The organism is Blastococcus sp. URHD0036 (genome assembly GCF_000701365.1).
Taxonomy (GTDB): Bacteria; Actinomycetota; Actinomycetes; order Mycobacteriales; family Geodermatophilaceae; genus Trujillonella.
In genome coordinates, this window is record NZ_JNIK01000011.1 from 85,065 (window position 1) to 111,552 (window position 26,488).

Genomic DNA, 26,488 nt, shown 5'->3' on the forward strand with positions numbered 1-26,488 from the left:
GGCGGAACGGCGCCGGGCCGGCCCCCGTGAGGGAGCCGGCCCGGCGTCGGGGATCACTGCGCGACGGTGACCTGCAGGTCGTCGAAGCGCACCGCCGTCGCGGCGGTGGCGCTGCCCGGCCGGTAGGCGCCGATCCCGACCGTCCCGGGCGCCTGCAGCGCCGCGGTCGTGTCGGTGCGCGACAGCTGCGGCGTCACCGGCTCGGTGCCGCCGGTCGCCCAGACCGCCCCGGTGACCGTGGTCGTGCCGGTCCCGGTCACCCGGACCCGCACCTGGAGCACCGAGCCCGGCGTCCAGGTCAGCCCCGCCACCTGCGTCTCCCCGCCCGGGAAGGTCTCGGTGCCGGCGACGATCCGGGACAGCGCGAGGAACACGCCGCCGTCCGGCGCCACCCGCATCCGCACCGTGTACTCGTTGCCCGCACCCACCCGGCGGCCGCCGATCTCGACGAACGTGCCGGTGCCGGTCGGCGCCGAGGAGAGGCTGACCGCGGCGCGGACGTCGACGGCGGTCGCGGCCACCGAGCCGAGGTAGGCCCCGGTCTCGTTGCCCGCGGTGGGCAGCGACAGCACCGCCCCGCCGGAGGCGACCGAGAGGCGGGAGGCCCCGACCGACGCCGTCCACGCACCACCGACGTCGGCGTTGCCGAGGCCTGCGGTCACCGCGCGCTCGAAGGCATCGGCGGCCAGCACCAGCGGCTGGGCCGGGCCCCCGGGTGCGGTGAGCGTGACCGGGCGCGTCGCCGTCGCCGTCGCGCCGTCGTCGTCGGTCACCGTGAGCGTCACGGTGTACGAGCCGGCGGTGGCGTAGGTGTGCGACGCGGTCGCACCCGAGCCGGCGGCGGTGCCGTCGCCCCAGTTCCAGGAGTACCCGGCGACCGTGCCGTCGGAGTCGGCGGAGGTCCGCCCGTCGACCGCCACGGCCAGGCCGGTGGCCTGAGCGGTGAAGGCCGCGGTCGGTGCCACGTTCGCCGGCGGCGGGGTCGGCGTCGCCCCGACCGCGGTCACGGCCAGGTCGGCGAACGCCACCGAGGTCGCCGCGGTCGCGTTGGCGGGCCGGTAGGCACCGATCCCGACCGAGCCCGGCTTCTGCAGGGCCGCGGTCGTGTCGGTCCGCGACAGCTGCGGCGTCGCCGGCTCGGCCTGCCCGGCCACCCACACCGAAGCGGTGATGGTCGTGGTGCCGGTGCCCGCGACCTGCACCCGCGTGGCCAGGGTGGTGCCCGACCGCCAGGTGAGGCCCGGCACGAGCACCTCCCCACCGGGGAAGGTCTCCACGCCGCCGGTCACCCGGGACAGCGCCAGGTAGACGCTCCCGTCGGGAGCCACCCGGACGCGGACCGTGTACTCCTCGCCCGAGCCCACCCGGCGGCCGGTCACGTAGGCGTACGTGCCGCTGCCGGTCGGGACGGAGGACGGGGTGAACGCGGTGCGGACGTCGGCGCTGGTCACGCTGACCCCGCCGAGGTGGGCGATGGTCTCCAGGCCGGCCGAGGGCAGCGTGAGCACCGCGGCGCCCCCGCTGACCGACTGCCGGGCCGCGCCGACGGACGCCGTCCAGAGACCACCCAGCGGGGCGGTGCCCAGGCCGCCGGTCGTCGACCGGTCGAAGGCGTCGGTGACGATCGGCGGGGTGGCGCCCGCCGCGGCCACGGCGACCCCACGGGTCACCGAACCGGTGGCGCCGTCGTCGTCGGTGACCGTGAGGGTCACCTGGTAGACGCCGGCCGCCGCGAAGGCGTGCGTGGCGGTGGCGCCGGTACCGGCCGCCGTGCCGTCGCCCCACGTCCAGCGGTAGGAGGCCAGGGTGCCGTCGGCGTCGGACGAGCCGCGCCCGTCCACCGCCACCGACAGGTCCGTCGCCGTCGCCGTGAACGCGGCCGTCGGGGCCTTGTTCGGCGGCGCCGCGACGATGACCTGCCGCTGCGCGGTACCGGTCGCGCCGGCCGCGTCGGTGACGGTCAGCCGGACGGTGTACGTGCCACCGGCGGCGTAGGCGTGCGTGGCGGTGACGCCGGTGCCGGTGGTGCCGTCACCGAAGTCCCAGCGGTAGCCGGCGATCGCCGCACCGTCGGGGTCGACGGACAGGGTGCCGTCGAAGGAGGCGGTCAGGTCCTGGGCGCTCGACGTGAACGACGCCTCGGGGGCGAGGTTCGCACCCGTCCCGGTGGTGCCCACCGCGTAGTGACGGGCCACCTGGTCGGCGGAGAGCACCGTCGGGTACACGGCGACCTCGTCGATCAGGCCGTTGAAGTACGGCGCCCCCGACCACGTGCGGTCGCCACCGATGCGCCAGTAGCCGGTGATGTACTGCGCCATGATCACGTCGGTCCGGCTGGCCACGAGCTTCCCGTCGACGTACAGCGACATGCCCGACGCGCCCACCGAGGCGACCACGTGGTGCCACTGACCGTTGTTCAGGGCGGTCGGGGTGACGAGCTCGGCGCCGAAGCCGGGGAACACCGCGAAGTGCAGCTTGCCCGACGGCTCGAGCCAGACCTGGCGGTCGTGGTTGTTGCTCAGCCCCGTCCGCTGGTCACCGAAGCCGAGGATCTTCCCGCCGGCGGTGCTGCGGGTCTCGAACCACGCCTCGACGGAGAAGGTGTGCAGGCCCTGGCGGGGGGTCTGGGTCGAGAAGTAGCCACCGACCCCGTCGAACCAGGTGGAGGTGTCGGTGTCACCGCGGAGGGCACCGGCGATGCCCCGGGCGAGGCCACCGCTGCCGACCAGGTCGTCGACGCCGTCCAGGTCCGAGCTCGTCGTCCCGGAACGCTCGCCCAGCGACCAGTGGTCGGTCGCGCCGTCGGCCTGCACGGCCGCGGCGTAGGGCCGGGTCGCCGTCGTACCCGACGACGTACCCGTGCCGGTGCCGATCGCGACCTCGTTGCCGAAGGGATCGCTCACGGTGACCCGGTAGGTGTGCGAGCCGGCGGCCGCCGTCCGGTCGGTCCACGCGACGGGCGCGACCTGCCACCACAGCGACGACCGGGTGAACGTCGCCACCGGCTGGGCGCCGTTGTCACGGAAGACCCGGTAGGTGAGCACCCGGTTGTCCTGGTCGGTGCTCCCCTGCCAGCCGACGCGGAGACCACCGGACGTCGGGGTGACCGAGACGCCCGGGGTCACCGACGGGCCCATCGCGTTCGGTGCCATCGAGGGGACGGCGAAGCGGACGAGGCCCTGCTGCCCCTGACCGTTCACCCGCGGGAACTCGCCGCCGTAGACGACGTACTGCCCGTTGCCCGTGACGCTCCAGCCGGCCTGGTACTGGCCGGTGAAGCTGCCCTGCGTGAAGGTCGGGAACCAGTTGAGCAGCTGCGGCGCCGGCTGCCCGGCGAAGTTGGCGTTGGCCTGCGTGATGGTGCCGACCCGGCCGTTGGCGGCCGTGCTCAGCGCCGTCGCAAACTTCCACACCTGCGGGTCCTGCTCGGGGTAGCCACCGATGTTGATGCACTGGTGGGCGTGCGAGGCCAGGTAGAGGGCGTCACCCATCGCGTAGCTGCTGTAGGTGTCACCCCGGCAGTCGCCGATCATCTTGACCTGGCCACCGTTCGCCGTCACGGCGAAGGAACCCTCGAGGTTGCCGGGTCCGTAGTAGTCGTAGCCCGTGCCGTAGACGGTGGTGCCGTCGGTCGACAGGCTCCAGACGGCGGAGTTCACGCCCTGGTTGGTGATGATCTGGTTGAACGCGAAGGGCCGGTTTGCGGCGCTCACCGGGTCGAGGGCGGCGATGGCCGTGGCCAGCGCACCGTTCATGGAGTAGAACCGCCCGCCGACGACGACCTGCGCACCACCGCCGGTCACGACGAGGGACGTGACGTCGATCGAGGTCTGGTTGTTGCGCCCCGCGTCGAGGGTCCCGGGGATGGGCTTGCCGGCGGCGTCGAAGAAGGGCAGCCGGTTACCACTGGTCGGCCCGGCACCGGGGACCGGCGCCCAGGGCAGCAGGCCACCGTCGGCCGCGCGGACAGCGGCCAGCCGGGTGCGGCTCACGCCGCCGACGGCACTGAGGCCACCACCGAAGTACACCGTCGTGTTGGTCGCGGCGACCGCGGCGACCTCACCGTTGACGCTGGGCTTGAAGCCGTCGACCAGGGCACCGGTGCGGGTGTCGTAGGCGGCGATCCGCTGGCGGGGCTGCCCGTCGGCGACCGTGAAGTCGCCGCCGACGTACAGCCGGGTGCCGTCGGGAGAGGCCGCCAGGGCCCGCGCCTGGGCGTTGAGGTTCGGCGCGAACGAGGTGATCAGCTGGCCGGTGCGGATGTCGAAGGCCAGCAGGTTGTTGCGCACGGTCTCGTTCGTACCGGCGGCCGCTCCGGCCGGACGGGCGCGGGTGAACGAGCCGCCGACGTACACGGTGTCGCCGACGACGACCTGCGACCACACCACACCGTTGATCTGCACGGTCGGCAGTGCGTCCGCCGTCACCGTCGTGGGGTTGGTCGCCGTCACCGGCGTCGGGGCGCTGTCGGCCCTCGCGGTCCCCGGGAGGGCCAGGGCCCAACTCCCTACCGCGACCGCCGCTGCCGCCATCGCCGCGACGGCGCGCTTGCGCACACCTGTCCTCACGTCCCCCATGCGAGCCCCCGCTCAAGTACCGATACACAACCGTCCCGAAGGGGCGGTCGATGGATACTAAGCGTGACGATCGCGGCGGGAACAGGGCCGGGCGACTACACGATCCGGTGATGACCTGCGCTTTCTCACCACAAGGGATGAGGCGCTGTCACTGCGAGTGATCGCGCGCTGGCCGGTAGGCGCGCCGGTCCCGGCCCCACGACGCACGACGACCCGCCCCCGCGGGTGCGGGGACGGGTCGTCGGGCGGAACTGGGTGGTGCGGCGGCTCAGGCCACCGGACCGGTGAACAGCAGCAGCGGGGCGCCGGCCTGGTAGCCGACCTCGACGGTGATCAGGTCGCGGTCCTGGGTCGGCACGGTGAAGACGTAGACGCCCTCGCCGCTCTCGCCCGGGGCCACCATGCCGGTGAACGGGACCCGCGACGGGTCGTCCAGCGGAGAGGCCGGCGTCCGGTCGCTCCCGCGGTACAGGTTCACCGCCACGCCGTCGAGCGAGACGGGCTCCGAGGTCCCGTTCTCGATGCGCACGGTCAGCCGGAGCGCCGGCCCGGCGATGTTGCCCGGACCGACGGCCGTCCCGTCGATGGCGTCGATAGCCGTGATGGTCGCCACGATGCCGTTCCCGACCGCGGCCGGGGCGTCGAGCGACACCTCCGACAGCGACGCCGGCGGCTCGTCGACGTCCTCGGTCGGCCCGGTGGGCGTGGGAGTCGGCGGCAGCGGCGCGATCGTCACGTCGGGAGCACCCGCGGTGGGCGCGGCGGTGGACGAGGCCGCAGCCGCATCACCCCCGTCGTCCCCCCGGGTGCTCAGCAGCCACACCAGCGCGACGAGGACGACGAGCAGGGCTCCCCCGGCGGCGACCACCCGACGGCGGCGCAGCGGGCTCTCCCCGCCGTCCTCCCTCGACGGCGCCGGCCGTTCCTGGACCTCCACGGTGTCTCCCCCCTGACGCCCCTCCGGGGGCGCCTCGTGTGCCTCGGTCCCGCGACCGGCGCGGGTCACTGCTGCGCTGCCGGCAGGTGGTGCCAGGCCGGCGACTGCGTGGGCCTGGGCAGGTGGAGCACGTTGTCCGGCCGCGGCTCAGCGGCCACCGCGACCGACGGCAGGTCGGCGTCGGTGGCGCGACGGGCCCCGCTGGGCCGGCGCTTCGGGACGTCGCGGGTGGCCAGGCGCCGGGCGAGGTCCTCGTAGCCGGCGGCCACGTGGTCCCAGTCGTAGCGCAGGGCCAGCTCCCGCGAGCGGCGACCGTCGCGGGCGGCCTTCACGGGGTCGGCCTCGACGCCCTCGACCTCACGGGCGACGTCCTCCGGGGTGCGGAAGAAGCGGCCGGCGTCGGCGATGACCTCACGGTTGAAGGAGCAGTCGAACGCGGTGACGGCCGCCCCCGCGCCGATCGCCCGCAGCAGCGACGGGTTGGTGCCCCCCACCGAGTGGCCGTGCAGGTACGTCGCGCTGTGCGCGTACAGCTGGTCGAGCAGCTCCTGGTCCCAGACCCCGCCGAGGAAGCGGGTCCGGTCGTCGGCCAGGTCGTGCACCCGCTGGGTGTACTCGTCGGCGTAGGGCGCCGAGCCGACGACGACCAGCGGCTTGACCGCCGCACTGCGGGTGTAGCCGTCCACGATCACGTCGACGTGGTTCTCCGGCTCGAAGCGGGCCACGACCAGGTGGAAGCCGCCCGGCTCCAGCCCGAGCTCGGCCAGCCGGTCCTGTCCGGGCCGGATGATCGGGGCGCCGTAGGTCAGCAGCGTGGTCGGCGCGGCGAAGGCGTCCTCGTAGTAGTCGGCGATGCCCTGCGCGTCGGCGATCAGCGCATCGGACCAGCGCACCGCCAGGCTCTCGGCCATGCGGTAGTAGCGCCGGCCGGCGCCGCCCCACTTCGCGCGCTTCCACTCCAGGCCGTCCACGTGCGTGGCGACCGGGATGCGGGCGGCGCGGAGCACCGGCAGCAGCGGCGAGTTCGCGGAGTTGAACACGAAGGCCGCGTCCGTCCGGTGCGTGACCAGGTGCGCGACCGACAGCGCGGTGTGGCTGAGCGTCTCCAGCGAGCGCTTCCGCGCCGCCGGCAGGTGCACCAGCTCCATGCCCTGGAACTCCGCGAGCGGCTGCTCCGTCGATCCGGGGACCGTGCGGCAGTAGACGACGACGCGGTGACCGGCGTCGGCGAGCCGCCGGCCGATCTCCTCGACGGCGGTCTCGAACCCGCCGTATCGCGCGGGGACGCCGCGCGTCCCCACCATGGCGATGCTCATGCGGTCCATCGGAGAAGTCCGTTCGTCGCGGGTCGGTCCCCACCTGATCGGCAGGACCTCATCCATCCTGAAGACGCAGGTCGCGGCGGGCGTCCCCCCGGAGGGTGAGGATGACCGCCGCGACCGTCACGGTCAGTAGGCGCCAGACCGGCTGAGGACGGCGCGGAACGTCTTGACGAGGATCAGCAGGTCCATGGCCATCGACCAGTTCTCGACGTAGCGCAGGTCGAGGCGCACGGCCTCCTCCCACGCGAGGTCGCTGCGGCCGGAGATCTGCCACAGGCCGGTGAGACCCGGCTTCACCAGCAGCCGTCGGCTGACCTGGGTGTCGTACCGGGCGACCTCACCCGGCAGCGGCGGCCGAGGGCCGACCAGCGACATGGAGCCGCCCAGGACGTTGAGCAGCTGCGGCAGCTCGTCCAGGGAGAGCCGGCGGAGCCAGCGGCCGACCGGCGTCACCCGCGGGTCGACGCGCATCTTGAACAGCAGACCGTCGGAGATGTTGCCCGCACTCAGGGCGTCGACCTGCCGGTCGGCGTCGACGACCATGCTGCGGAACTTCAGCATCGTGAAGGTCTGACCGTTCACGCCCACCCGCTCCTGGCGGTACAGCACCGGCCCGGGGCTGTTCAGCCGCACGGCGAGGGCGATGCCGAGCAGGACCGGCGCCATGAAGATCAGCGCCACGGCCGCGACCGTGCGGTCGAGGGCGGCCTTGGCGACGCGGTGCCAGCCCTCGAACCGGGGCTGCTCGACCGCCAGCAGCGGCAGCCCCTCGAAGGGGCGGATGTGCAGCCGGGGGCCGGCGACCTCGATGAGGCCAGGGGCGACGAGCAGCTCGATGCCGGTGCCCTCGAGCTGCCACGACAGCTGACGCAGGTACTGCGCGGCGGTCTCGCTCGCCGAGGTCACGGCGATGGTCTCCGCGCCGTGGCGGCCGGCCATCGCGACGACGTCGTCCAGGCCCCCGACGGGCACACCCAGGGAGGCGGCGACGAGGTCGCGGCTCTCCGGGGTGACGCAGGCGGCGACGACGTCCATGCCGGCGAAGCGCTCCTTGCGGATCCGCTCGACCAGCTCGAGCACGGCCCCGCCGCGGCCGACCACGATGACCCGGCTCGTGCACGAGCCGAGGGCGCGCAGCCGGCGCAGCCAGCACCGGGCGCCGAAGCGGACGATCAGGGAGGCCAGCGTCAGCGCCGGGACGGCGACGACGACCAGGCCGCGGGAGAGGTCCAGGGCGGCGGCGTAGGAGGCCAGGCCGAGCGCCGACAGCAGCAGGAGGCCGGCCCGGCCCGCCCGGCGGTACTCGTCGCTGCCGGTACCGAAGACCCGCTCCGAGTAGGCGCCGGTCGCGGCCAGCAGGGCCGGCCAGGCCAGGACGAGGGAGATGGCGGCCCACAGCAACGGCTCCCGCGCCGACAGCATCTCGCGGTGGGCGACCAGGACGGCACCTCCGGCGACCGCGGCGGCCAGTGACTCGATCGCCACCAGCGCCAGCGTGTAGCGGCGGGCCCACGCCGACGGGCCGCGGCGCACCGTGGCCCGGGGCGCGAACGGGACGGATGGGCGAGCAGTCGCCTGCAGCGACGTGGTTCCCAGTCGGATCTGATCGCGGTCGAGTAGCACGGTTCCCCCCGGACACCATGTGACAGTGTGTGGCCGCCGTCACCGCCCACCGCGTTCCTGACGTGCAGGTTCACCGGTGGAACGATGTCGAGCCACGGATGACCATCACAGTCCGTCACCCGAGGGTCAACACGCTCCGTGACGTTCACCCCGACGAGGGGCGAAAGGGGTCACCCGTTCACCACGGAGCGTGACGAGAGCCGTCAGGTCCTGGGGTGGACCACGTTCTGCGCGCCCTCGAGGCCCTTGCCGAGAAGCTCCTCCGTGGCGTCGGCCGCCTCGGCGATCAGCAGTTCGAGCTCCTTGCGCTCGGTGCCGGAGAAGTCCTTGAGGACGAAGTCGGCCGGGTCCTGCCGACCGGGCGGACGCCCGATGCCGACGCGGACGCGGAGGTAGTCCTTGGTGCCGGCGGACCGGCTGATGGAGCGCAGTCCGTTGTGGCCGCCCTCGCCACCGCCGCGCTTCAGCCGCACGGCCGAGAAGGGGATGTCGAGCTCGTCGTGGACCACGACGAGGTCGTCGGCCGGGATCTTCGACCAGTCGAGCAGCCCGCGCACGGGGCCGCCGGACTCGTTCATGTAGCAGGTGGGGCGGGCCAGGACGACGCGGCGCCCGGCCAGCCGGCCCTCGCCGACGAGCGCCCGGGACCGGGCGCCCTTGCCCGGCGACAGCTTCACGCCGGCGCGGGCGGCGAGCTCGTCGAGCACCATCGCGCCGACGTTGTGCCGGTTGCCCGCGTAGGCCGGCCCGGGGTTGCCGAGCCCGACCACGAGGAAGGGACCCTCGGACGGCGGCGACACCGCCGGGGACGCCGCAGGGGCGCCGGCGGTGCCGGCGCCCCTGCGGGTCGTGCTCTCGGTCAGCGGATGCCTCAGCTGTTCTCGGTGGCGTCCATCGACTCGCCGCTGCCCTGGTCCTGCGGCTCGGGGACGACGTCGCCCTCGCCGGCGGCCTGGGCCTCGTCGGACTCCTCGCGCTCGATGCCGGCCTCGGCCTCGGCCTCGGCGAGCTCGGCCTCCAGGGCCTCGGCCGTCGGGGCGCCCAGGAAGCCGATGACCAGCGCCTCGGGGTCGCTGACCAGCGTCGAGCCGGCCGGCAGCACCAGGTCGCCGGCGGTGATGTTCTGGCCGGCGGTGCGACCGGTGACGTCGACCTCGATGGAGTCGGGCAGGCGCGTGGCGTCGGCCTCGATCGAGACGGCGTTCATCTGGTGGTTCGGGATGGCGTCGACGCCCGGCTCACCCACGATGACGATCGGGACCTCGACCGTGGTCTTCTCGCCGCGGCGGACGGTCAGCAGGTCGACGTGCTCGTGCTGACGGGTCAGCGGGTCGCGCTGCACGGCCTTGGTGAGGGCCAGGTGCTCGGTGCCCTCGAGGTCGATCCTGATGAGGGCGTTGCCGCCACCGTTGCGCAGGATGGCCGCGAACTCGCGGGCCGGCAGGGACAGGTGGACGACGTCCTGGCCGTGCCCGTAGAGGACGGCGGGGATGCGGCCGGCACGGCGGGTACGGCGGGCGCTGCCCTTGCCGAACTCGGTGCGGGCCTCGGCGACGAGGCGGTAGTCAGCCACGGTGGTGTGCTCCTCGATCTCGGGTCTGGGGCCGGCGCACGCGCACGGCACACCTCACGGAGCACACGCACGTCGATCACGGAGAACGGGTCTCCCTCGCCGGGCAGGAGCGAGGATACCCCAGCGCCTCCAGCTCCCGGTCTTGCGGTTCTCCCCGTGCCCTTGCGGTGCTGCAGCGCCGCAACAGCACGAGGAAGACCGCAGAAGCTCTAGCTGGCGCCGTCGAAGAGGCTGGTGACGCTGCCGTCCTCGAAGACCTCCTTGATCGCGCGCGCCAGGAGCGGGGCGATCGAGAGGACGGTGAGCTTGTCGAACAGGCGGTCGGCCGGGACGGGCAGCGTGTTCGTGATGACGACCTCGCTGACCCGGCTGTTCTTCAGCCGGTCCACGGCCGGGCCGGACAGCACGCCGTGCGTGGCGGCGACGATCACGTCGGCCGCGCCCGAGTCGAAGAGGGTCTCGGCGGCCTTCACGATCGTGCCGCCGGTGTCGATCATGTCGTCGACCAGGATGCAGACCCGGCCCTCGACCTCACCCACGACGCGGTTCGCGACGACCTCGTTGGGCTTCAGCGGGTCGCGGGTCTTGTGGATGAAGGCCAGCGGGACGCCACCGAGCTTGTCGCTCCAGCGCTCGGAGACGCGCACCCGGCCGGAGTCGGGCGAGACGACCGTGATCTCGCTGCCCGCGAGCCGCTCCTTGAGGTGGTCGACCAGCAGGTCGAGCGCGAAGAGGTGGTCGACCGGGCCGTCGAAGAAGCCCTGGATCTGCGCGGTGTGCAGGTCGACGGTCATCAGCCGGTCGGCGCCCGCGGTCTTGAACAGGTCGGCGACCAGGCGGGCGGAGATGGGCTCCCGACCGCGGTGCTTCTTGTCCTGGCGCGCGTAGGGGAAGAACGGCGCGACGACGGTGATCCGCTTGGCCGAGGCGCGCTTGAGCGCGTCGACCATGATCAGCTGCTCCATGAGCCAGGTGTTCAGCGGCGCCGTGTGGCTCTGCACGACGAAGGCGTCGCTGCCCCGCACCGACTCTTCGAACCGCACGAAGAGCTCTCCGTTGGCGAACTCGTACGAGGCGGTCGGCGTCGGGGTGACCCCGAGGTGACCGGCGATCTCGTCGGTGAGTTCCGGGTACGCCCGCCCGGAGAAGAGCATGAGGCTCTTGCTGTTCGCCTGCCGGATCACGCTCATCGGTTGGATGCCCCTACTGGTCGAGATTCGTGCCGGAGGCCGGCGGCCGGCCCTCAGCGGTCCCGGGTCGAGTGTCTGCCGCCGGCGCGACACCTGCATCCCCGGCCGCTGCTGCGGCCTGCGCGGCTGCGGAGCCCGGACGGCGGCGGCCCACCCAGCCTGCCACATTGCGCTGCACACCCCGCGCGACGGCCATCGCCCCCGGGGGGACGTCACCGGTGATCACCGAACCCGCGGCGGTGTAGGCGCCGTCCCCGACGGTGATCGGCGCGACGAGCATCGTGTCCGAGCCGATGCGCACGTGGTCGCCGACGGTCGTGTGGTGCTTGGCCACGCCGTCGTAGTTCACGAACACGGTCGCTGCGCCGATGTTCGACCCCGTCCCGATCGTCGCGTCGCCCACGTAGGACAGGTGCGGGACCTTGGAGCCCGGGCCCAGCTCGACGTTCTTCGTCTCGACGAACGCGCCGACCTTCGAGCCCTGGGCGAGCCGCGTGCCCGGCCGGAGGTAGCTGAACGGGCCCACCGTGGCCGCCGGGCCGATGACCGCACCGGCGCAGTGCGAGCGGACGACGGAGGCCCCCTCCCCCACCTCGCAGTCGGTCAGCGTGCTGTCCGGGCCGACGACCGCGCCGGCGGCCACCCGCGTCGTCCCGTGCAGCTGGGTGCCCGGGTGCAGCACCGCGTCGGCCCCGACCGACACCGTCACGTCCACCCACGTCGTCGCCGGGTCGACGACGGTGACGCCGGCGACCATCAGCTCGTCCAGCACGCGGTCGTTGAGCACCCGGCGCCGGGCGGCCAGCTCGCGGCGGTCGTTGCAGCCGAGCACGTCGGCGGGGTCGGCCGCGAGGGAGCCCTGGACGAGGGCTCCCTCGTCGACGAGCAGGCCGACCACGTCGGTCAGGTAGACCTCGCCCTGGGCGTTGCCGGAGTCGACGCGGGCCAGCGAGCGGCGCAGGGCGCCGGCGTCCCCGATGTAGACGCCGGCGTTGACCTCGCGGATCGCCCGCTGGTCGGGCGTCGCGTCCTTCTCCTCGACGATGGCGCGGACCGCCCCCTCGCCGTCGCGCACGATCCGGCCCAGGCCGGTCGGGTCGTCGACGGCCGCGGTCAGGACGGTCAGCACCGCGCCGGACGCCCGGTGGTCGGCCACGAGGCCCGCGACCGTCGCGGCGCGCAGCAGGGGCGCGTCCCCGTTCACGATCAGCACCGGTCCCCGCAGGTCCGGGACGGCAGCCAGCGCCTGGGCAGCGGCGTGGCCGGAACCGCGCTGCTCCTCCTGCACCACCGGCAGCGCCCCGGGGGCGACGGCGGACAGGTGCTCGACGACCGCCTCGCGACCGGCACCCACGACGACGAGCGTGCTGCCGGCGGCCAGCGGCTCCGCGGCGGCCAGCACGTGGCCGAGCATGCTGCGGCCGCCGAGGGGGTGCAGCACCTTGGGCGTGGCCGAGCGCATGCGGGTGCCCTGCCCGGCGGCGAGCACGACGACGGCGGCGATGCCGTCCGCGCCCTGCTGCTCGAGGTGGTGGTTTCCCGACGGGGGCTGGCTCACGGATCTCCTCGGACGACGGGCGGCGGTGCGCGCCGGGCTGCGGTCGCGGCGGTCTGCCGGTACGGCTGCTGGGGGACTCGGACTCGAACCGAGACTGCACGGCTCCAAAGGCCGGCGGGCTGCCGATTACCCCATCCCCCATCCGCGGGCACGGTGCCGCACGCCGCGGAGCGCCCCGCGGGCGCCGTGTGCAGCCTAGTGACAGCAGCCGCTCCGATCGCGGGACCGCGCGCGTGCGGAGAGGCCCGGGGCGCTGACCTGCGGGGTTGGCCGACGCCCTCCCCCCGAACGGCGGCAGCCGCCGGATGCACGTAGGTTACGGAGCCGTAACCACGGTCGTGGACGCTGCGGCGAGCGACCCCCTTCCCACCCCCTTCCCTGGAGGACGTTCTGTCCGCTCCCACCCTCACCCGGCCCACGGCTCCGATGCGGCCGGCCGACCCGGACGCCGGCCTGCCGGCCACCGCCTACGGCAAGGAGAAGGGCGCGGTCGAACAGATCACGCTCTACCTGTTCGTGATCGTCCCGTTCCTGGCCGTCGCCGCGATCGTGCCGGTGGTGTGGGGCTGGGGGATCTCCTGGCTGGACCTCGGCCTCCTGGTCGGCTTCTACTTCATCCCGCTGCTCGGCGTGACCGTCGGCTACCACCGGTACTTCACCCACGGCTCGTTCAAGGCCGGCAAGCCGCTGCGCTACGGGATGGCGATCATCGGCTGCATGGCCATCGAGGGCCCGGTCGTCCAGTGGGTCGCCGACCACCGCCGGCACCACGCGTTCTCCGACCGCGAGGGCGACCCGCACTCCCCGTGGCGCTACGGCACGGACACCCGGTCGCTCATGAAGGGGATCTGGCACGCGCACCTCGGCTGGCTGTTCGACCGCCGGCAGACCAACGCCGAGCGCTACGCCCCCGACCTGCTCAAGGACAGGGGCCTGAAGGTCGTCAGCCGCCTCTTCGTCGTCTGGGCGTTCCTCAGCCTGGCGCTGCCCGCCGTGATCGGCGGTCTGGTGACCGGCTCCTGGGCCGGCGCGCTCTCCGCCTTCTTCTGGGCCGGTCTGGTCCGGACGTTCCTGCTGCACCACGTCACCTGGTCGGTCAACTCGATCTGCCACGTGATCGGCACGCGGCCCTTCACCTCCCGCGACCGCGCGACCAACGTCTGGCCGCTGGCGATCCTCAGCGGTGGCGAGTCCTGGCACAACCTGCACCACGTCGACCCGACCAGCGCCCGGCACGGCGTGCTCCGCGGCCAGGTCGACATGAGCGCCCGGATCATCTGGGTGTTCGAGAAGCTGGGCTGGGCCCACAGCGTCAAGTGGCCCGACCCGGTGCGTCTGGCGGCCAAGCGCCACACGCCTGTCCGGGCAGCCGGCTGACCACGGCCAGGAACGTCCCGCCGTCCGGGCCGCCTGCTCCCCAGCGGGCGCCCGGCCGACGTCGTCCCGACAGCGGACCGGCCGGGCGGCCGCGCGTGCGGATGACCGGCCCGCAGCGCCGGCAGCAGCTCATCGACATCGGCCGGGAGCTGTTCGGCCGGCGCGGCTACGAGGCGACCTCCATCGAGGAGCTCGCCGCGCTGGCGTCGGTGAGCAAACCGGTCGTGTACGGCCACTTCGGCGGCAAGGAGGGGCTCTACGCCGTCGTCGTCGAGCAGGAGATGCGCCGGCTGCTCGACCGATTCGCCGAGGCGCTCACGGCGGGCGGGCACCCCCGGGAGCTGCTCGAGCGGGCCGCCCTCGTCCTGCTGGACTACATCGAGGAGGACACCGACGGCTTCCGCGTCCTCTCCCGCGACTCACCGATCAGCGACGCGGCGGGCCACTACTCCTCGCTGCTCGGCGAGGCCGCGCACCAGGTGGAGCACCTGCTGGCCGCGCAGTTCTCCCGGAACGGCTACGACCCCCGGCCCGCGGGGCTCTACAGCCAGGCGCTGGTCGGGATGGTCGCCATGGTCGGCGCCTGGTGGCTGGAGGACCGGTCCCGCGGCAAGCGCGAGGTGGCCGCGCACCTGGTGAACCTCGCCTGGAACGGCATGGGCCACCTGGAGGACCACCCGCGCCTCTCCGGCGACGCCTGAGCCCCTCGGAGCTCAGCCGACGAGTCTCGCGCCGTGCACCGGGCCGTGGACGGCACGCACCGTCCGGAACGACCCCGTGGCGGCCAGTTGCGCGGCGAGGGCCTCGGCGCCGGCCTCGTCGTCGGCGAGCGCGGCCACGGTGGGCCCCGAGCCGCTGACCAGCGCGCCGACGGCCCCGGCCGCGGTCGCCTCCTCCAGCGCCCGGCGCAGGTCCGGCCGCAAGCTGATCGCCGGGTCCTGCAGGTCGTTCCAGAGCGCCGCGCCCAGCGCGTCGGCCGGGCCGCTGCGCAGCGCGGCGACGACGGGGTCGGGCGACACGAGCTCCTCCCCGGAGGGCAGGTCCCCGGCGGCGCGCAGCCGGTCGAGCTCGCCGTAGACCGCGGGGGTGGACAGCCCCGCACCGGCGATGCCCAGCACCCAGTGCCAGGGCCGGCGGGCGAGCACGGGGCTCAGCCGGTCCCCCCGCCCCGACCCGAGCGCCACCCCGCCGAGCAGGCTGAACGGCACGTCGCTGCCGAGCTGGGCCGCGAGCCCGGCGAGGTCGCCGCGGGTCGCGTGGGTGCCCCACAGCGTGTCCAGCGCGACCAGCGCGGCAGCGGCGTCGGCACTGCCGCCGGCCAGCCCGGCCGCGGCGGGGATGGACTTGTCGATGGTGACGGCGGCATGGGCCGGCACCCCGGCGTGCTCGGCCAGCAGCTCGGCGGCCCGCCACACGATGTTGCGCCGGTCGGTGGGGACCCGGTCGGGCCCTGACCGGCCACCGGCGAACTCCCCCGTCAGCTCGATCGACAGGTCGCCGGCGGGGCGCACCGTGACGGTGTCGAACAGCGAGACGGCCAGGAAGACGGTGCGCAGCTCGTGGTATCCGTCGGGGCCCAGCGGGGCCACGGCCAGGTGCACGTTGACCTTGGCCGGTGCCCGTGCCACGACCGCCCCGTCGCCCCGGATCCGCCCGGGGCCGCCGTGCGAGGTCGGGCTCATGCCGGTCCGGGTCCGGTCGGCTCGGCCGGGGTGGCTGCCAGGCGCGCGAAGTCGGTGACCGAGAGCCGCTCGCCGCGGGTGGCGGGGTCGATCCCGGCGGCCCGCAGCCGGGCTTCCGCGGCGGCCGGGCTGCCGGCCCAGCCCGCCAGCGCGGCCCGCAGCCCCTTGCGACGGGTGGCGAAGGCGGCGTCGACGACGGCGAACGTGGCGGCGCGGTCACCCGGGGGCGGCGGACGCCGGTCCAGCGCCACCAGCCCGGAGTCCACGTTCGGCTCGGGCCAGAACACCCGGCGTCCGACCGCTCCGGCCCGGCGGACCTCGCCGTACCAGGCGGCCTTGACCGAGGGGACGCCGTAGGCGGCCGACCCGGGAGGCGCGGCCAGCCGCTCGGCCACCTCGGCCTGCACGAGGATGAGCGCCCGCCGCAGCGTCGGCAGGAGCTCGAGCAGGGTCAGCAGGACGGGCACCGCCACGTTGTACGGCAGGTTCGCCACGAGCGCCGTGGGAGGCGGTCCGGGCAGCTCGCGCAGCCGCAGCGCGTCGGCCGTCACGACGGTCAGCCGACCGGCCAGCGCGGGTGTGCGCTCGGCGACCGTCCGCGGCAGGCGCTCGGCCAGCCGCGGGTCGATCTCCACGGCCGTCACCGCCGCGGCGGCGGGCAGCAGGCCCAGGGTCAGCGATCCCAGGCCTGGGCCGACCTCGAGGACGACGTCGTCGGGCCGCAGCTCCGCGGTGCGCACGATCCGCCGGATGGTGTTGGCGTCGTGCAGGAAGTTCTGCCCGAGGGACTTGGTCGGGCGCAGGTCGAGCTGCTGGGCGAGGTCGCGGATGGCGGCCGGGCCCAGCAGCCCGTCGGACGAGTCGGGAGGAGTGCTCAGGGGGTCGGCTCAGTCGTAGAGGTGGGACCCGCAACCCCACTGGCCGGCGCCAGAGCGGGCGTAGAGCATCTGGGCGCGCATCGTCTGCTCCTCGGGCGAGGCGGCGGCCGGGTCACCGCTGCCGCCCACCGACGCCCAGGTGGCCGTGGAGAACTGGTAGAGGCCCCGGTAGCGGCCGGACGCGCTGACGGCGTTGGGCCGGCCACCGGACTCGCACCGGGCCAGTGCCGCCCAGTTCAGCCCGTCGGCGGTGCTGGGGGCCGCCGCGACCGGGGCCGGGCGGGCCTTCGTGCCGACGGTGACGAGCTCGTCGACCGGGGCCGCGGTCACGGCGGTGGTGACCTGCTCGCGGCCGGTCTCCACGCCGTCGACGACGGTGACCCGCCAGGTGACCGACTGCTGACCGTCGGCGCCCTCCTGGGTGACCTCGTCGTCGCCCTCGAACGCCTCGGGGTCCGGGGTCTCGATGGTCTGGTGCGGGATGGCCACGGTCTCGACGACGTCGCTGACCTGCACGCGGAACACCTGCAGGCGCATCCGGGACAGCAGCGGCTGGGTCGGGTACATGCTCGTGCGGTCGGTCGGGCTCAGCACGATGCCCTGCTCGGCGAGCAGGTCGCCGACGGTCGGAGCCGTCGTGGTCACCACGCGCTGCTGGCCGTCGGCCACGAGGGTGACGTCCTTCGGGGTGGAGATCGACAGCACCATGCCGTCCAGCGGGAGACGGTCGCTGCGGCTGGCCGAGACGACCAGACCCTCCGCGCGCAGGCCGAGCTGCTCGAGGGCCTCGTCGACCGACAGCGCGGTCACGTAGACCTCGCTGGACCGGCCGTCCACGGTCAGCTGCAGCGGGCGCGCGCGGTTCAGGACGACGGTGTCGCCGTCGGAGACCGAGGCGCCGGGATCGGGCAGGACCACGTCGTGCGACCGCGGCTGCAGCCCCTCGTCCTCGAGCACCTCACCGACGGTGCCGGCGTAGGTCTGCACCTCTCGGACCTGACCGTCGACGGTGAGCGTCAGCGTCTTCTGCGCGGCGTAGAACGCCACGACGCCACCGACGAGTCCGAGGAGGACCAGGGCGAAGAGGGAGAGCTTGAGGGTTCGAGGCACGACACTTCCACGGGGTCACGGGACCGGGCAGAGGGGTGCCCCACCGGCGTGCCGCCGGCAGGCGGCCCGCCGGGCGGCTCCGTCCCGGACAGCTCCCCCCGGAGCCGGTGAAGGCTCCGGGCGACGCCGCCCAGGGGCGGTCCCCACCCCGGCTGGTCACGACACGATAACGGGCGCGATACAGGTGGCAACGGTGCGTACGGAGTGAAGCAGGGTGCCGACACGTCGACATGTAGGCGCGCCGACACAGAACGTGAGCGCCGGGCCGGTCCCGCCGGGCACACCGCCACTCAGCGTCGACGAACCCCTGTGAGGGAGGTCACCGGGTGGTCGCGGGCACAGCGGGTACCTGCGCCGGTCCTCAGCCGGCGAGCGCCCGCTCCGAGAGCTGCACCGGCCGCAGCCACGTGATCAGGAAGGCGGCCACGGCGAGGCCCGCGGCCAGGGCGGAGAACCCGCCCGCGACCAGCGCCACCGGCCGCAGGTCGACGCCCTCGCTGGTCGAGTCACCCAATCGCACCCCGGCGACCAGGAGGAGCGCCCCCAGGGGCAGCAGGGCGAGGACGCTGGTCGCCCCGGTCACCAGGTGCGCCGTCCAGGTGCGCAGCGCCTCGTCCACCGGGACGTCGGCCCCCTCGGCCGGCAGCGGCCGGACCAGGGCACGCAGCAGCGCGACCTCGGCCAGGGCCCAGGCCACGAGCGGCACCGCGAGCGCCACCCACGTCACGCGGTCGGGCAGGTCGTCGTTCCGCCACATCAGGACGGCGGTCAGCACCACGGCGGCGACGACGACCCGCATGGTCCACAGCAGCCACAGGGAGATCTGCTCCGACCGCCGGGGCCGTCGCACCGGGGTGCTCGACCGCCAGCGCGGGCGCGGGCGCGTGGCCTCGGCCAGCACGACCCCCAGGAGCAGCCCGAGCGCCACGGCCGGCGCCCAGAGGAAGACCGAGGCCTCTGCGAACACGGCCACGGTGCCGGCCACCGCGACCAGGCCGAGCAGCAGCCCGATCCGGCGCACGCGCCGGCCGTGCGTGGCCTGGCGCTGCACCGTGTCGCGGGCCTCCGGGGTCGGGGAGGCGAAGTCGACCGAGGCCGATGCGACGGCCCGCCGTCCGGCGGCCAGCGCCCAGGCCCGGGCGAGGAGGACACCTGGCACCAGCACGGCGATGAACAGCACGACGGCGATGAGGCGACCCACGGGACCATTGTCGTCCTCCGGACGACTCCACGGCCACGGCCCCGTCCCCTTATTCCGGAGCGTTCGCCTCCCACGTCCCGAAGACGCGCTCGGCGGTGGCGGTGAGTGCCGCGCAGAGCCGGTCCACCTCGACGCCGGTGACCTCGGCCAGCACCCGCACGGTGTGCGGCACCAGCCGGGAGGCGTTGGGCCGGCCGCGGTACGGCACGGGGGTCAGGAAGGGGGCATCGGTCTCGACCAGCAGCTGGTCCAGCGGGGTCAGCGCCGCCGCCTCCCGCAGGTAGGCCGCGTTGGCGAAGGTCAGCGTGCCGGCGAAGGACAGGACGTGGCCCCGCTCGACGCAGGCTCGGGCGAACGCGGCGTCTCCGGAGAAGCAGTGGAACACCGTGCGTTCCGGCGCCCCCTCGTCGTCGAGCACCCGCAGGATCTCGTCGTGCGCCTCGCGGTCGTGGACGACCAGCGCCTTGCCCCGGTCCTTGGCGATCCGGATGTGGGCACGGAACGACGCCTCCTGGGCGGCCCATCCCTCCGGTCCGGTGCGGAAGCGGTCCAGCCCGGTCTCCCCCACCGCCCGCACCCGCGGCAGCGCGGCCAGCCGGTCGATCTCGGCGAGCGCCTCGTCGTCCGCGGCGCCCTCGCCGGCCTCGTTCGGGTGGACGGCGACGGCGGCCAGCACGTTCGGGTGCCGGGCCGCGAGCTCCGCCGACCACCGGGAGGAGGGGACGTCGACGCCGACCTGCACCAGCCGGGGCACCCCGACCGCCTCCGCCGCGGCCACCTGCGCGTCGACCTCGGCGGCGTCGGGCGCCCGATCGAAGCCGCCGACGGCGATGTCGAGGTGGGTGTGGCTGTCGACGACCGGCGCCGGGAGCGGCTCCGGGTCCGGCGGCAGTTCCCCGCGCCGGTTGGCCCGGGACGACGACGACCGACTCACTCGCCGCCCTCCAGGCGGGCCAGCTCCTCCTCGACGATCGACTCGTCGAGCTTGGTGAAGACCGGGGTCGGCGCGGCCAGCGGCAGCCCGGGCTGCAGCGGCCGCGAGGCCCACACCGCCTGGGCGCTGTCGTAGTCGCCGGTGATGACCGGGTAGGGCGAGCCGTCGTCGAGGTCGGTGACCTCGTCGATCCGCGGCGCCGGCGACCAGACACCGGTGCCGCCGAGCAGCTCGTGGATCTGCTGCGCCGAGTGCGGCAGGAACGGCGTGAGCAGCGCGTTGCAGTCGCTGATCGCCTGGAGCGCGGTGTACAGCACCGTGTCCCGGCGGGCCGGGTCCTCCTTGAGCTTCCACGGCGCCTGGTCGGAGAGGTACTTGTTGGCCTCCGAGACCACCCGCATGGCCTCGCCGATCGCCGCCTTCTGCCGGTTGCGCGACAGCAGGTCCCCCACGCCGGCGAACGCGCCCGACGTGGTGGCCAGCAGCTCCCGGTCGGCGTCGGTCAGCTCGCCGGGCGTCGGCACGGCGCCCACGTTCTTGGCCGCCATCGACACCGAGCGGTTCACGAGGTTGCCCCAGCCGGCCACGAGCTCCTCGTTGTTGCGGCGGCGGAACTGCTCCCAGGTGAAGTCGGTGTCCTGGTTCTCCGGCCCCGCGACCGCGATGAAGTAGCGCAGCGCGTCGGCGTCGTAGCGGGCGAGGAAGTCGCGCACGTAGATGACGACGTTCCGGGAGGAGGAGAACTTGCGGCCCTCCATCGTCAGGAACTCGCTCGACACGACCTCCGTCGGCAGGTTGAGCCGGCCCAGCGAGCCGGGGCTGCCGCCCTTGTCGCCCTCGCCGTTGTAGCCGAGCAGCTGGGCCGGCCAGATCTCGGAGTGGAAGACGATGTTGTCCTTGCCCATGAAGTAGTAGGCGTCGGAGTCCGGCGCCTGCCACCACTGGCGCCAGGCCTCGGGGTCGCCGGACCGGCGGGCCCACTCGATGGACGCCGAGAGGTAGCCGACGACGGCGTCGAACCACACGTAGATCCGCTTGTCCGGCCGGTCCCGCCAGCCGTCGAGCGGAACGGGCACGCCCCAGTCGATGTCGCGGGTGTAGCTGCGCGGCTTGAGGTCCTCCAGCAGGTTCACGCTGAAGTTCAGGACGTTGGAGCGCCAGTTCTTCCGGGTGCCCAGCCAGTCGCCCAGCGCCCGGGTGAACGCGGGCAGGTCGAGGAAGTAGTGCTCGCTCTCGACGAACTTCGGCGTCTCGCCGTTGATCTTGCTCACCGGGTTGATGAGGTCGGTCGGGTCGAGCTGGTTGCCGCAGTTGTCGCACTGGTCGCCGCGGGCGCCGTCGTAGCCGCAGATGGGGCAGGTGCCCTCGATGTAGCGGTCGGGCAGCGTGCGGCCGGTCGAGGGGCTGATCGCGCCCAGCGTCGTCTGCGGGAAGACGTACCCGTTCTTCAGCAGCCCCAGGAAGATCTCCTGGCTGACCGCGGCGTGGTTTGCCGTCGTCGTCCGCGTGAAGAGGTCGTAGCTGAGCCCGAGCGACTGCAGGTCGCCGGTGATGATGCGGTTGTTGCGGTCGGCGATCTCCCGGGGCGTGACGCCCTCGGCGTCGGCGGCGACCGTGATGGGTGTCCCGTGTTCGTCGGTTCCGCTGACCATCAGCACCCGGTCCCCCACCATCCGGTGGTAGCGGCTGAAGACGTCCGAGGGGACGCCGAAGCCGGAGACGTGGCCGATGTGCCGCGGGCCGTTGGCGTAGGGCCAGGCCACGGCGGTCAGGATGTGACGATCACTCACGGCACGAGAGTAGTGAGCCGCCGGGCGGCACCGCTCAGTGCTGGCTGGTGGAGACCGGCGACGGCGTGCCGGCGTCGTCGTCTACCGGGTTCAGCAGGACCACCGAGAGCAGCGCGAGGCCGATGACGGTCAGCGTGGCGACGCGCACGGCCTGCTGGTCCTCGCTGAGCTGGGGGCGCGGGGCGCGCGGGCGCGGGCCGGCGTCCGACCAGGCGGTGGACGACGGCGCGGTGGCCAGCAGCAGCTTGCCGACCGGCACCGCGAGCGCGGCCAGGGCGAGCGCGGGCACCGGCAGGCCGGCCGCCGAGCCGAGGGCGGACGTGGCCAGGCCCAGCACGAGGACGACGGCCAGGACGGCCACCTCGGCGCAGGCGACGAGGGTCAGCAGCCGCGAGCCGGAGCCGTCGGCCAGCAGCAGGCCGCCGCCGGCGCCGAGCACCGCCCAGCCGGCGAGCACGAGCAGCCACAGCGCGGCCACGGCACCGGAGGGCCGGTCGGGCGACGAGAACAGCCCGTCCAGGCCGGTGAGGGCCGCGGCGACGACCGCCACCGCGTCGAGCAGCGAGATCCCGGCAGCGGCCAGCACGGCGGCCGGCGGCAGCACACGGGCTGCGTCGGCTCGGACATGGGGGGTGGTGCTCGCCACGGGGGTGCTCCCTGGCCGGGGACGGTCGGTCTCCGGTCAGGTCGTCGCCTCCGCTGCCGCTCTGTACGGCGGCGGGCGGCGTCTCACCCCATGGGGTCAGCCACCGCTGGGCCGGCCGCGGGCCTCGCGATCGGCGGTGAGGCGCTCGGCGGCCGCCTCCCCCTCGGCCCCGCCCAGCCGGCTGTGCCGCCGTCCGTACGTGAAGTAGACGACGAACCCGAGCGCCATCCAGATGAGGAACCGGACCCAGGTCTCCACCGGCAGGTTCGCCATCAGGTAGAGGCAGGCGAGCACCGACACGATCGGCAGGAAGGGCACCAGCGGGACGCGGAACGCCCGCGGCAGGTCCGGCCGGGTGCGGCGCAGCACGACGACGGCGATGGAGACGAGCACGAAGGCGAACAGCGTGCCGATGTTCACCAGCTCCGACAGCGCGCTGATCGGCAGGAACCCGGCCAGCAGGGCCACGACGACGCCCGTGATGATCGTGATCTTGTACGGGGTGCCGTACCGCGGGTGGACGGCGCCCAGCGCGGGCGGGAGCAGGTGGTCGCGGCTCATCGCGAAGAGCACCCGGGACTGGCCCAGCATCAGGATCATCACCACCGACGTCAGCCCGGCCAGCGCGCCGACCGAGATCAGGCTCGATGCCCACGAGAGGCCCACGCTGCTGAACGCGTCGGCGAGGGGCGCGGTCACCGACAGCTCGTCGTAGGGCTGCATGCCGACGACGACCAGCGACACCGCGACGTAGAGCAGCGTGCAGACCAGCAGCGAGCCGATGATCCCGCGCGGCAGGTCGCGCTTCGGGTTCTTCGTCTCCTCGGCAGCGGTGGCGACGATGTCGAAGCCGATGAACGCGAAGAAGACGATCGACGCCCCAGCGATGACCCCGCCCCAGCCGAAGGTGCCCTGGGTGATCCCGAACAGCTGGATGAGCGGCTGCTTCCAGCCGCCCTCGCCCTCCGGCGTGGCCTCCGACGGCGGGACGAACGGGGTGTAGTTGTCGGCGGTGACGTAGAAGACGCCGAGCACGATGATGAACAGGACGATGAGGACCTTGATCGCGACGATCACGTTCGTCACGACCGAGGAGAGCTTGATCCCCAGGACCAGCACGCCGGTCATGACCAGGGCGATGACGATGGCCGGGATGTTGACCGTCGCGTCCTCCCCCGCGATCGTCGTCGACAACGGGATGCCCATGTCGCCCAGCAGCTGGTTCAGGTAGCCCGACCACCCGACCGACACCGTGGCGGCACCGAGCGCCAGCTCGAGGACCAGGTCCCAGCCGATGATCCAGGCCAGCAGCTCGCCGAGGGTGGCGTAGCTGAACGTGTAGGCCGACCCGGCGACCGGCACGGTGGAGGCGAACTCGGCGTAGCAGACCGCCGCGAGGGCGCAGACGACGCCGGCGACGACGAACGAGATCGCCACCGCCGGGCCCGCCGTCGTCTTCGCCACCTCGCCGGTCAGCACGAAGATGCCGGTGCCGATGATCACCCCGACGCCGAAGACGGTGAGGTCCAGGGCCGAGAGGTTCTTCTTCAGCCGGTGTTCGGGTTCCTCCGTGTCGCGGATCGAGTCCTCGACGGACTTCACCCGCGCCGTGTTGCTGCGAGCCGTGCCCTTGCCGGTCTGGTTGACGGCCACGTGACGTCCCTCCCGACGGCCGGCGACGACCCGCCGGAACGCTGCCCGTCACCGTGGCACGGGTTGCCGCGGTCCGCATGCCTACGCTGGCGATCCCTGACCGGCGAGCGTGGAGGCGTGCCGTGACCGCGACCGACCCGTCCCGCGAAGCGACCCCCGAGGGGCCGTCGTCCGCCGTCGGTCCCCGGGAGCGTCCGCGGTTGCCGAGCAACCGCCCGCGGCCGGCCGGCGCGCCGCAGAAGACCACGAGCCGGCCGCCCGGACAGGACGCCGTCGTCGACTGCGCCGTCTACGTCGACGGCCGCCGGCAGCCACCGGTACCGCACGGCGAGGCGCTGTCCACCGCGGTCGCCGAGGGCGGGTTCGTCTGGCTGGGGCTGTACGAGCCGACCGAGGCCGAGCTGACCTCGATCGCCGAGCGCTACGGCCTGCACCCGCTCGCCGTGGAGGACGCCGTCTACGCCCACCAGCGGCCGAAGCTGGAGCACTACGACGACGACCTGTTCATGGTGCTCAAGACCGCGACCTACGTGGAGCACGACCGGCTGACGGCGACCAGCGACATCGTCGACACCGGCGAGGTCATGGTCTTCCTCGGCGCCCACTACGTGATCACCGTGCGGCACGGCCGGCACGGCGACCTCAGCGATCTGCGCCACCGGCTGGAGGACCAGCCGGACCTGCTCTGCCTGGGCCCCGCCGCCGTGCTCTACGCGGTCGCCGACCTCGTCGTGGACACCTTCGTCGAGGTGGCCGAGGCGGTGCAGGACGACGTCGACGAGCTCGAGGCCTCGGTGTTCAGCCCCGAGCGCACCGACGACATCGGCCGGCTGTACCAGCTGAAGCGGGAGCTCATGGCGCTGCGCCGGGCGGTCGCGCCGCTCGAGGTGCCGCTGCAGAAGCTGTCGGAGCGGCAGATCGACGTCGTCCCCGAGGCGATGCGCTCCTACTTCCGCGACGTGCTGGACCACGCGCTCCGGGTCCGCGACGCGGTCGGCGGCCTGGACGAGCTGCTCTCGTCGATCCTGCAGGCGTCGCTGGCCCGGACGCAGATGACCGACAACGAGGACATGCGCAAGATCTCGGCGTGGGCGGGCATCATCGCCGTCCCCACCGCGATCGCCGGGATCTACGGGATGAACTTCCGCTTCATGCCCGAGCTGGACTGGCGGTACGGCTACCCGCTCGTGCTGCTGGTGATCGCCGTGGCCTGCGCCCTGCTCCACCGCGGCTTCAAGCGCAACGGCTGGCTCTAGTCCGACCCGCTTGGCCCGCCGCTGTGCAGCTCCCGCCTGCGCCCGAGGCATAGGAAGCTCTCCCCACGTCGCCGCCCCCCGAACGGGCGGATTGCTTCCTATGCCTCGACCACTCCGAGCCATCCACACGCCGATCGGCTCTCCACAGGTCGACGACGACCCCCTCGGACAGGTGCCGTCCCCGACACGCTGCCCCGGTGCAGTGGCGTGAGGTCATCGACGAGGTCCTGAGACAGACGGGCGGGCTGGCAACCCGACGTGAGCTCCTGGCACGCGTTCCGGAGACCGTCCTCGACGGCTACGTCGGTCGACGAACCGTCGTCCGGGTCTTCCCACACGTGTACCGCCTCGCGAGTGCCCCCGTGACCGACGAGCTCCTCCTCCGTGCCGCCCTCCGTCACACCGGACCGGTCGCGGCGTTGAGCCACACGACGGCTTTGGCGGTGTGGGGCTTGATGCCCCTCGGGCGTCCCTTGCATCTGACGGTCGACCAGTCCGTGCGACGGGCAGGCTCCGTGGACCTCGTCGTCCATCGCCGTCTTCGCTTCCACCCCGAGGCACCGCAGTGCGTCGTGCGGAGAGGGCTGACGATCACCGTCCTCCCCCGCACCCTCGTCGATGCGTGGCCTCTGCTGCCCGCGGCCGAGCGCCGCCCTCTACTCCTCGACGCGGCTCGTCGAGGCCTCGTCAACCCCGAACACGTCCGGCAGGCACTCGCGGAGCGACCCAACGTCGGAGGTCATCGAACTCTTGCCCAGGCCATCGACCTCGTCGAGGACGGCTGCCAGAGCGAGCTGGAGGCCCATGGCGTTCTGAACGTCTTCCGTCACCGGTCGCTCCCGCGGAGCGTCGGGCAGTACCGGATCGTCCTCCCTCAAGGGCCTGTCCGCCTCGACCGGACCTGGCCGGAGGTCAAGCTGGTCGTCGAGTTGGACGGCGCCAGGCACCACACGTCCCCCGAGGACCGCCGCCGCGACCTGGCGCGGGACACAGCGCTCGCCGCCCTCGGCTGGGTCGTTCTCCGATTCACCTACGCGGACGTGCTTCGTGACCCCGACCTGGTACGCCGGCGGGTACTCGATGTCTACGCCACGCGCGCCGCGCAGCTCCGCGTCGGCTGAGCGCCTGGGGCATAGGAAGCAATCCCTACGTCTGCGGACTCAGGACGTGGGGATTGCTTC

At 73.6% G+C, this 26,488-nt stretch carries 20 protein-coding genes and 1 tRNA gene; 4 read left to right on the forward strand and 17 right to left on the reverse strand.

Going from position 1 to position 26,488, the window contains the following annotated elements; genetic code table 11:
- Window positions 1–53: 53 nt before the first annotated feature.
- The 9 genes from N555_RS0107390 to N555_RS0107430 form a co-directional block, all read right to left on the reverse strand.
- The gene (locus N555_RS0107390) at window positions 54–4,568 is read right to left on the reverse strand and encodes a PKD domain-containing protein (RefSeq protein WP_231502635.1); all 4,515 of its coding nucleotides are present in this window, start codon (window positions 4,566–4,568) and stop codon (window positions 54–56) included.
- Window positions 4,569–4,845: 277 nt separating this feature from the next.
- Window positions 4,846–5,514 carry a hypothetical protein gene (locus tag N555_RS26710; RefSeq protein ID WP_156036242.1) on the reverse strand — a complete coding sequence of 223 codons (669 nt, stop codon included), beginning with the start codon at window positions 5,512–5,514 and terminating at the stop codon, window positions 4,846–4,848.
- Window positions 5,515–5,579: 65 nt separating this feature from the next.
- Window positions 5,580–6,830, reverse strand: coding sequence for a DUF1972 domain-containing protein (locus tag N555_RS0107400; RefSeq protein ID WP_081866101.1), 1,251 nt, complete (start codon window positions 6,828–6,830; stop codon window positions 5,580–5,582).
- A gap of 132 nt (window positions 6,831–6,962) precedes the next feature.
- The gene (locus tag N555_RS0107405; protein ID WP_029430859.1) at window positions 6,963–8,321 is read right to left on the reverse strand and encodes a sugar transferase; all 1,359 of its coding nucleotides are present in this window, start codon (window positions 8,319–8,321) and stop codon (window positions 6,963–6,965) included.
- A 341-nt stretch (window positions 8,322–8,662) separates the two neighbouring features.
- Window positions 8,663–9,259 carry an aminoacyl-tRNA hydrolase gene (pth, locus tag N555_RS0107410; protein WP_029430860.1) on the reverse strand — a complete coding sequence of 199 codons (597 nt, stop codon included), beginning with the start codon at window positions 9,257–9,259 and terminating at the stop codon, window positions 8,663–8,665.
- A gap of 71 nt (window positions 9,260–9,330) precedes the next feature.
- Complete coding sequence (locus N555_RS0107415; RefSeq protein ID WP_029430861.1) at window positions 9,331–10,032, reverse strand: 50S ribosomal protein L25/general stress protein Ctc; 702 nt, start codon at window positions 10,030–10,032, stop codon at window positions 9,331–9,333.
- Window positions 10,033–10,241: 209 nt separating this feature from the next.
- Window positions 10,242–11,222, reverse strand: coding sequence for a ribose-phosphate diphosphokinase (locus tag N555_RS0107420; RefSeq protein WP_029430862.1), 981 nt, complete (start codon window positions 11,220–11,222; stop codon window positions 10,242–10,244).
- Between the two features lie 13 nt (window positions 11,223–11,235).
- Window positions 11,236–12,780, reverse strand: a complete 1,545-nt coding sequence (glmU, locus tag N555_RS0107425; RefSeq protein WP_231502636.1) for a bifunctional UDP-N-acetylglucosamine diphosphorylase/glucosamine-1-phosphate N-acetyltransferase GlmU — start codon at window positions 12,778–12,780, stop codon at window positions 11,236–11,238.
- 68 nt (window positions 12,781–12,848) lie between these two features.
- Window positions 12,849–12,921, reverse strand: a tRNA-Gln gene (locus N555_RS0107430).
- Between the two features lie 285 nt (window positions 12,922–13,206).
- On the opposite strand from N555_RS0107430, the gene N555_RS0107435 reads away from it, so the two are divergent.
- Both N555_RS0107435 and N555_RS0107440 read left to right on the forward strand, forming a co-directional pair.
- Window positions 13,207–14,157: an acyl-CoA desaturase gene (locus tag N555_RS0107435; protein ID WP_029430864.1), complete on the forward strand. Its 951-nt coding sequence runs from the start codon at window positions 13,207–13,209 to the stop codon at window positions 14,155–14,157.
- Window positions 14,158–14,258: 101 nt separating this feature from the next.
- Complete coding sequence (locus tag N555_RS0107440) at window positions 14,259–14,858, forward strand: TetR/AcrR family transcriptional regulator (RefSeq protein WP_034509316.1); 600 nt, start codon at window positions 14,259–14,261, stop codon at window positions 14,856–14,858.
- 12 nt (window positions 14,859–14,870) lie between these two features.
- On the opposite strand, the gene N555_RS0107445 is transcribed toward N555_RS0107440, so the two are convergent.
- From N555_RS0107445 to N555_RS0107485, 8 genes are all read right to left on the reverse strand, one after another.
- Window positions 14,871–15,839, reverse strand: coding sequence for a 4-(cytidine 5'-diphospho)-2-C-methyl-D-erythritol kinase (locus tag N555_RS0107445; protein ID WP_051683833.1), 969 nt, complete (start codon window positions 15,837–15,839; stop codon window positions 14,871–14,873).
- Window positions 15,836–16,579 carry a 16S rRNA (adenine(1518)-N(6)/adenine(1519)-N(6))-dimethyltransferase RsmA gene (gene rsmA, locus N555_RS0107450; RefSeq protein ID WP_231502637.1) on the reverse strand — a complete coding sequence of 248 codons (744 nt, stop codon included), beginning with the start codon at window positions 16,577–16,579 and terminating at the stop codon, window positions 15,836–15,838. The genes N555_RS0107445 and rsmA overlap by 4 nt, the downstream gene beginning before the upstream one ends.
- Before the next feature lie 147 nt (window positions 16,580–16,726).
- On the reverse strand, window positions 16,727–17,827 hold the full coding sequence (locus N555_RS0107460; RefSeq protein WP_029430868.1) for a resuscitation-promoting factor: 1,101 nt from the start codon (window positions 17,825–17,827) through the stop codon (window positions 16,727–16,729).
- A 361-nt stretch (window positions 17,828–18,188) separates the two neighbouring features.
- Complete coding sequence (locus N555_RS0107465) at window positions 18,189–19,028, reverse strand: hypothetical protein (RefSeq protein WP_029430869.1); 840 nt, start codon at window positions 19,026–19,028, stop codon at window positions 18,189–18,191.
- A gap of 49 nt (window positions 19,029–19,077) precedes the next feature.
- Entirely contained in the window at window positions 19,078–19,962 is an 885-nt protein-coding gene (locus N555_RS0107470) for a TatD family hydrolase (protein WP_029430870.1), read from the reverse strand.
- On the reverse strand, window positions 19,959–21,752 hold the full coding sequence (gene metG, locus N555_RS0107475) for a methionine--tRNA ligase (protein WP_029430871.1): 1,794 nt from the start codon (window positions 21,750–21,752) through the stop codon (window positions 19,959–19,961). The genes N555_RS0107470 and metG overlap by 4 nt, the downstream gene beginning before the upstream one ends.
- 34 nt (window positions 21,753–21,786) lie before the next feature.
- Window positions 21,787–22,398, reverse strand: coding sequence for a hypothetical protein (locus N555_RS0107480; RefSeq protein WP_156036244.1), 612 nt, complete (start codon window positions 22,396–22,398; stop codon window positions 21,787–21,789).
- 96 nt (window positions 22,399–22,494) lie between these two features.
- The gene (locus tag N555_RS0107485; protein ID WP_051683834.1) at window positions 22,495–24,051 is read right to left on the reverse strand and encodes an amino acid permease; all 1,557 of its coding nucleotides are present in this window, start codon (window positions 24,049–24,051) and stop codon (window positions 22,495–22,497) included.
- Between the two features lie 122 nt (window positions 24,052–24,173).
- Between N555_RS0107485 and corA the strand changes: the two genes are divergently transcribed.
- Window positions 24,174–25,307, forward strand: a complete 1,134-nt coding sequence (gene corA / locus N555_RS0107490; RefSeq protein ID WP_231502638.1) for a magnesium/cobalt transporter CorA — start codon at window positions 24,174–24,176, stop codon at window positions 25,305–25,307.
- A 197-nt stretch (window positions 25,308–25,504) separates the two neighbouring features.
- Window positions 25,505–26,428 carry a DUF559 domain-containing protein gene (locus tag N555_RS0107495; RefSeq protein WP_029430875.1) on the forward strand — a complete coding sequence of 308 codons (924 nt, stop codon included), beginning with the start codon at window positions 25,505–25,507 and terminating at the stop codon, window positions 26,426–26,428.
- The last annotated feature ends 60 nt before the right edge of the window (window positions 26,429–26,488 follow it).

Bases quoted from the DNA above. Each gene is read 5' to 3' on its own strand.
- N555_RS0107400 (WP_081866101.1), bottom strand. From the start codon at position 6,830: ATGAGCATCGCCATGGTGGGGACGCGCGGCGTCCCCGCGCGATACGGC.
- N555_RS0107420 (WP_029430862.1), bottom strand. From the start codon at position 11,222: ATGAGCGTGATCCGGCAGGCGAACAGCAAGAGCCTCATGCTCTTCTCC.
- N555_RS0107435 (WP_029430864.1), top strand. From the start codon at position 13,207: ATGCGGCCGGCCGACCCGGACGCCGGCCTGCCGGCCACCGCCTACGGC.
- N555_RS0107440 (WP_034509316.1), top strand. From the start codon at position 14,259: ATGACCGGCCCGCAGCGCCGGCAGCAGCTCATCGACATCGGCCGGGAG.
- N555_RS0107445 (WP_051683833.1), bottom strand. From the start codon at position 15,839: ATGAGCCCGACCTCGCACGGCGGCCCCGGGCGGATCCGGGGCGACGGG.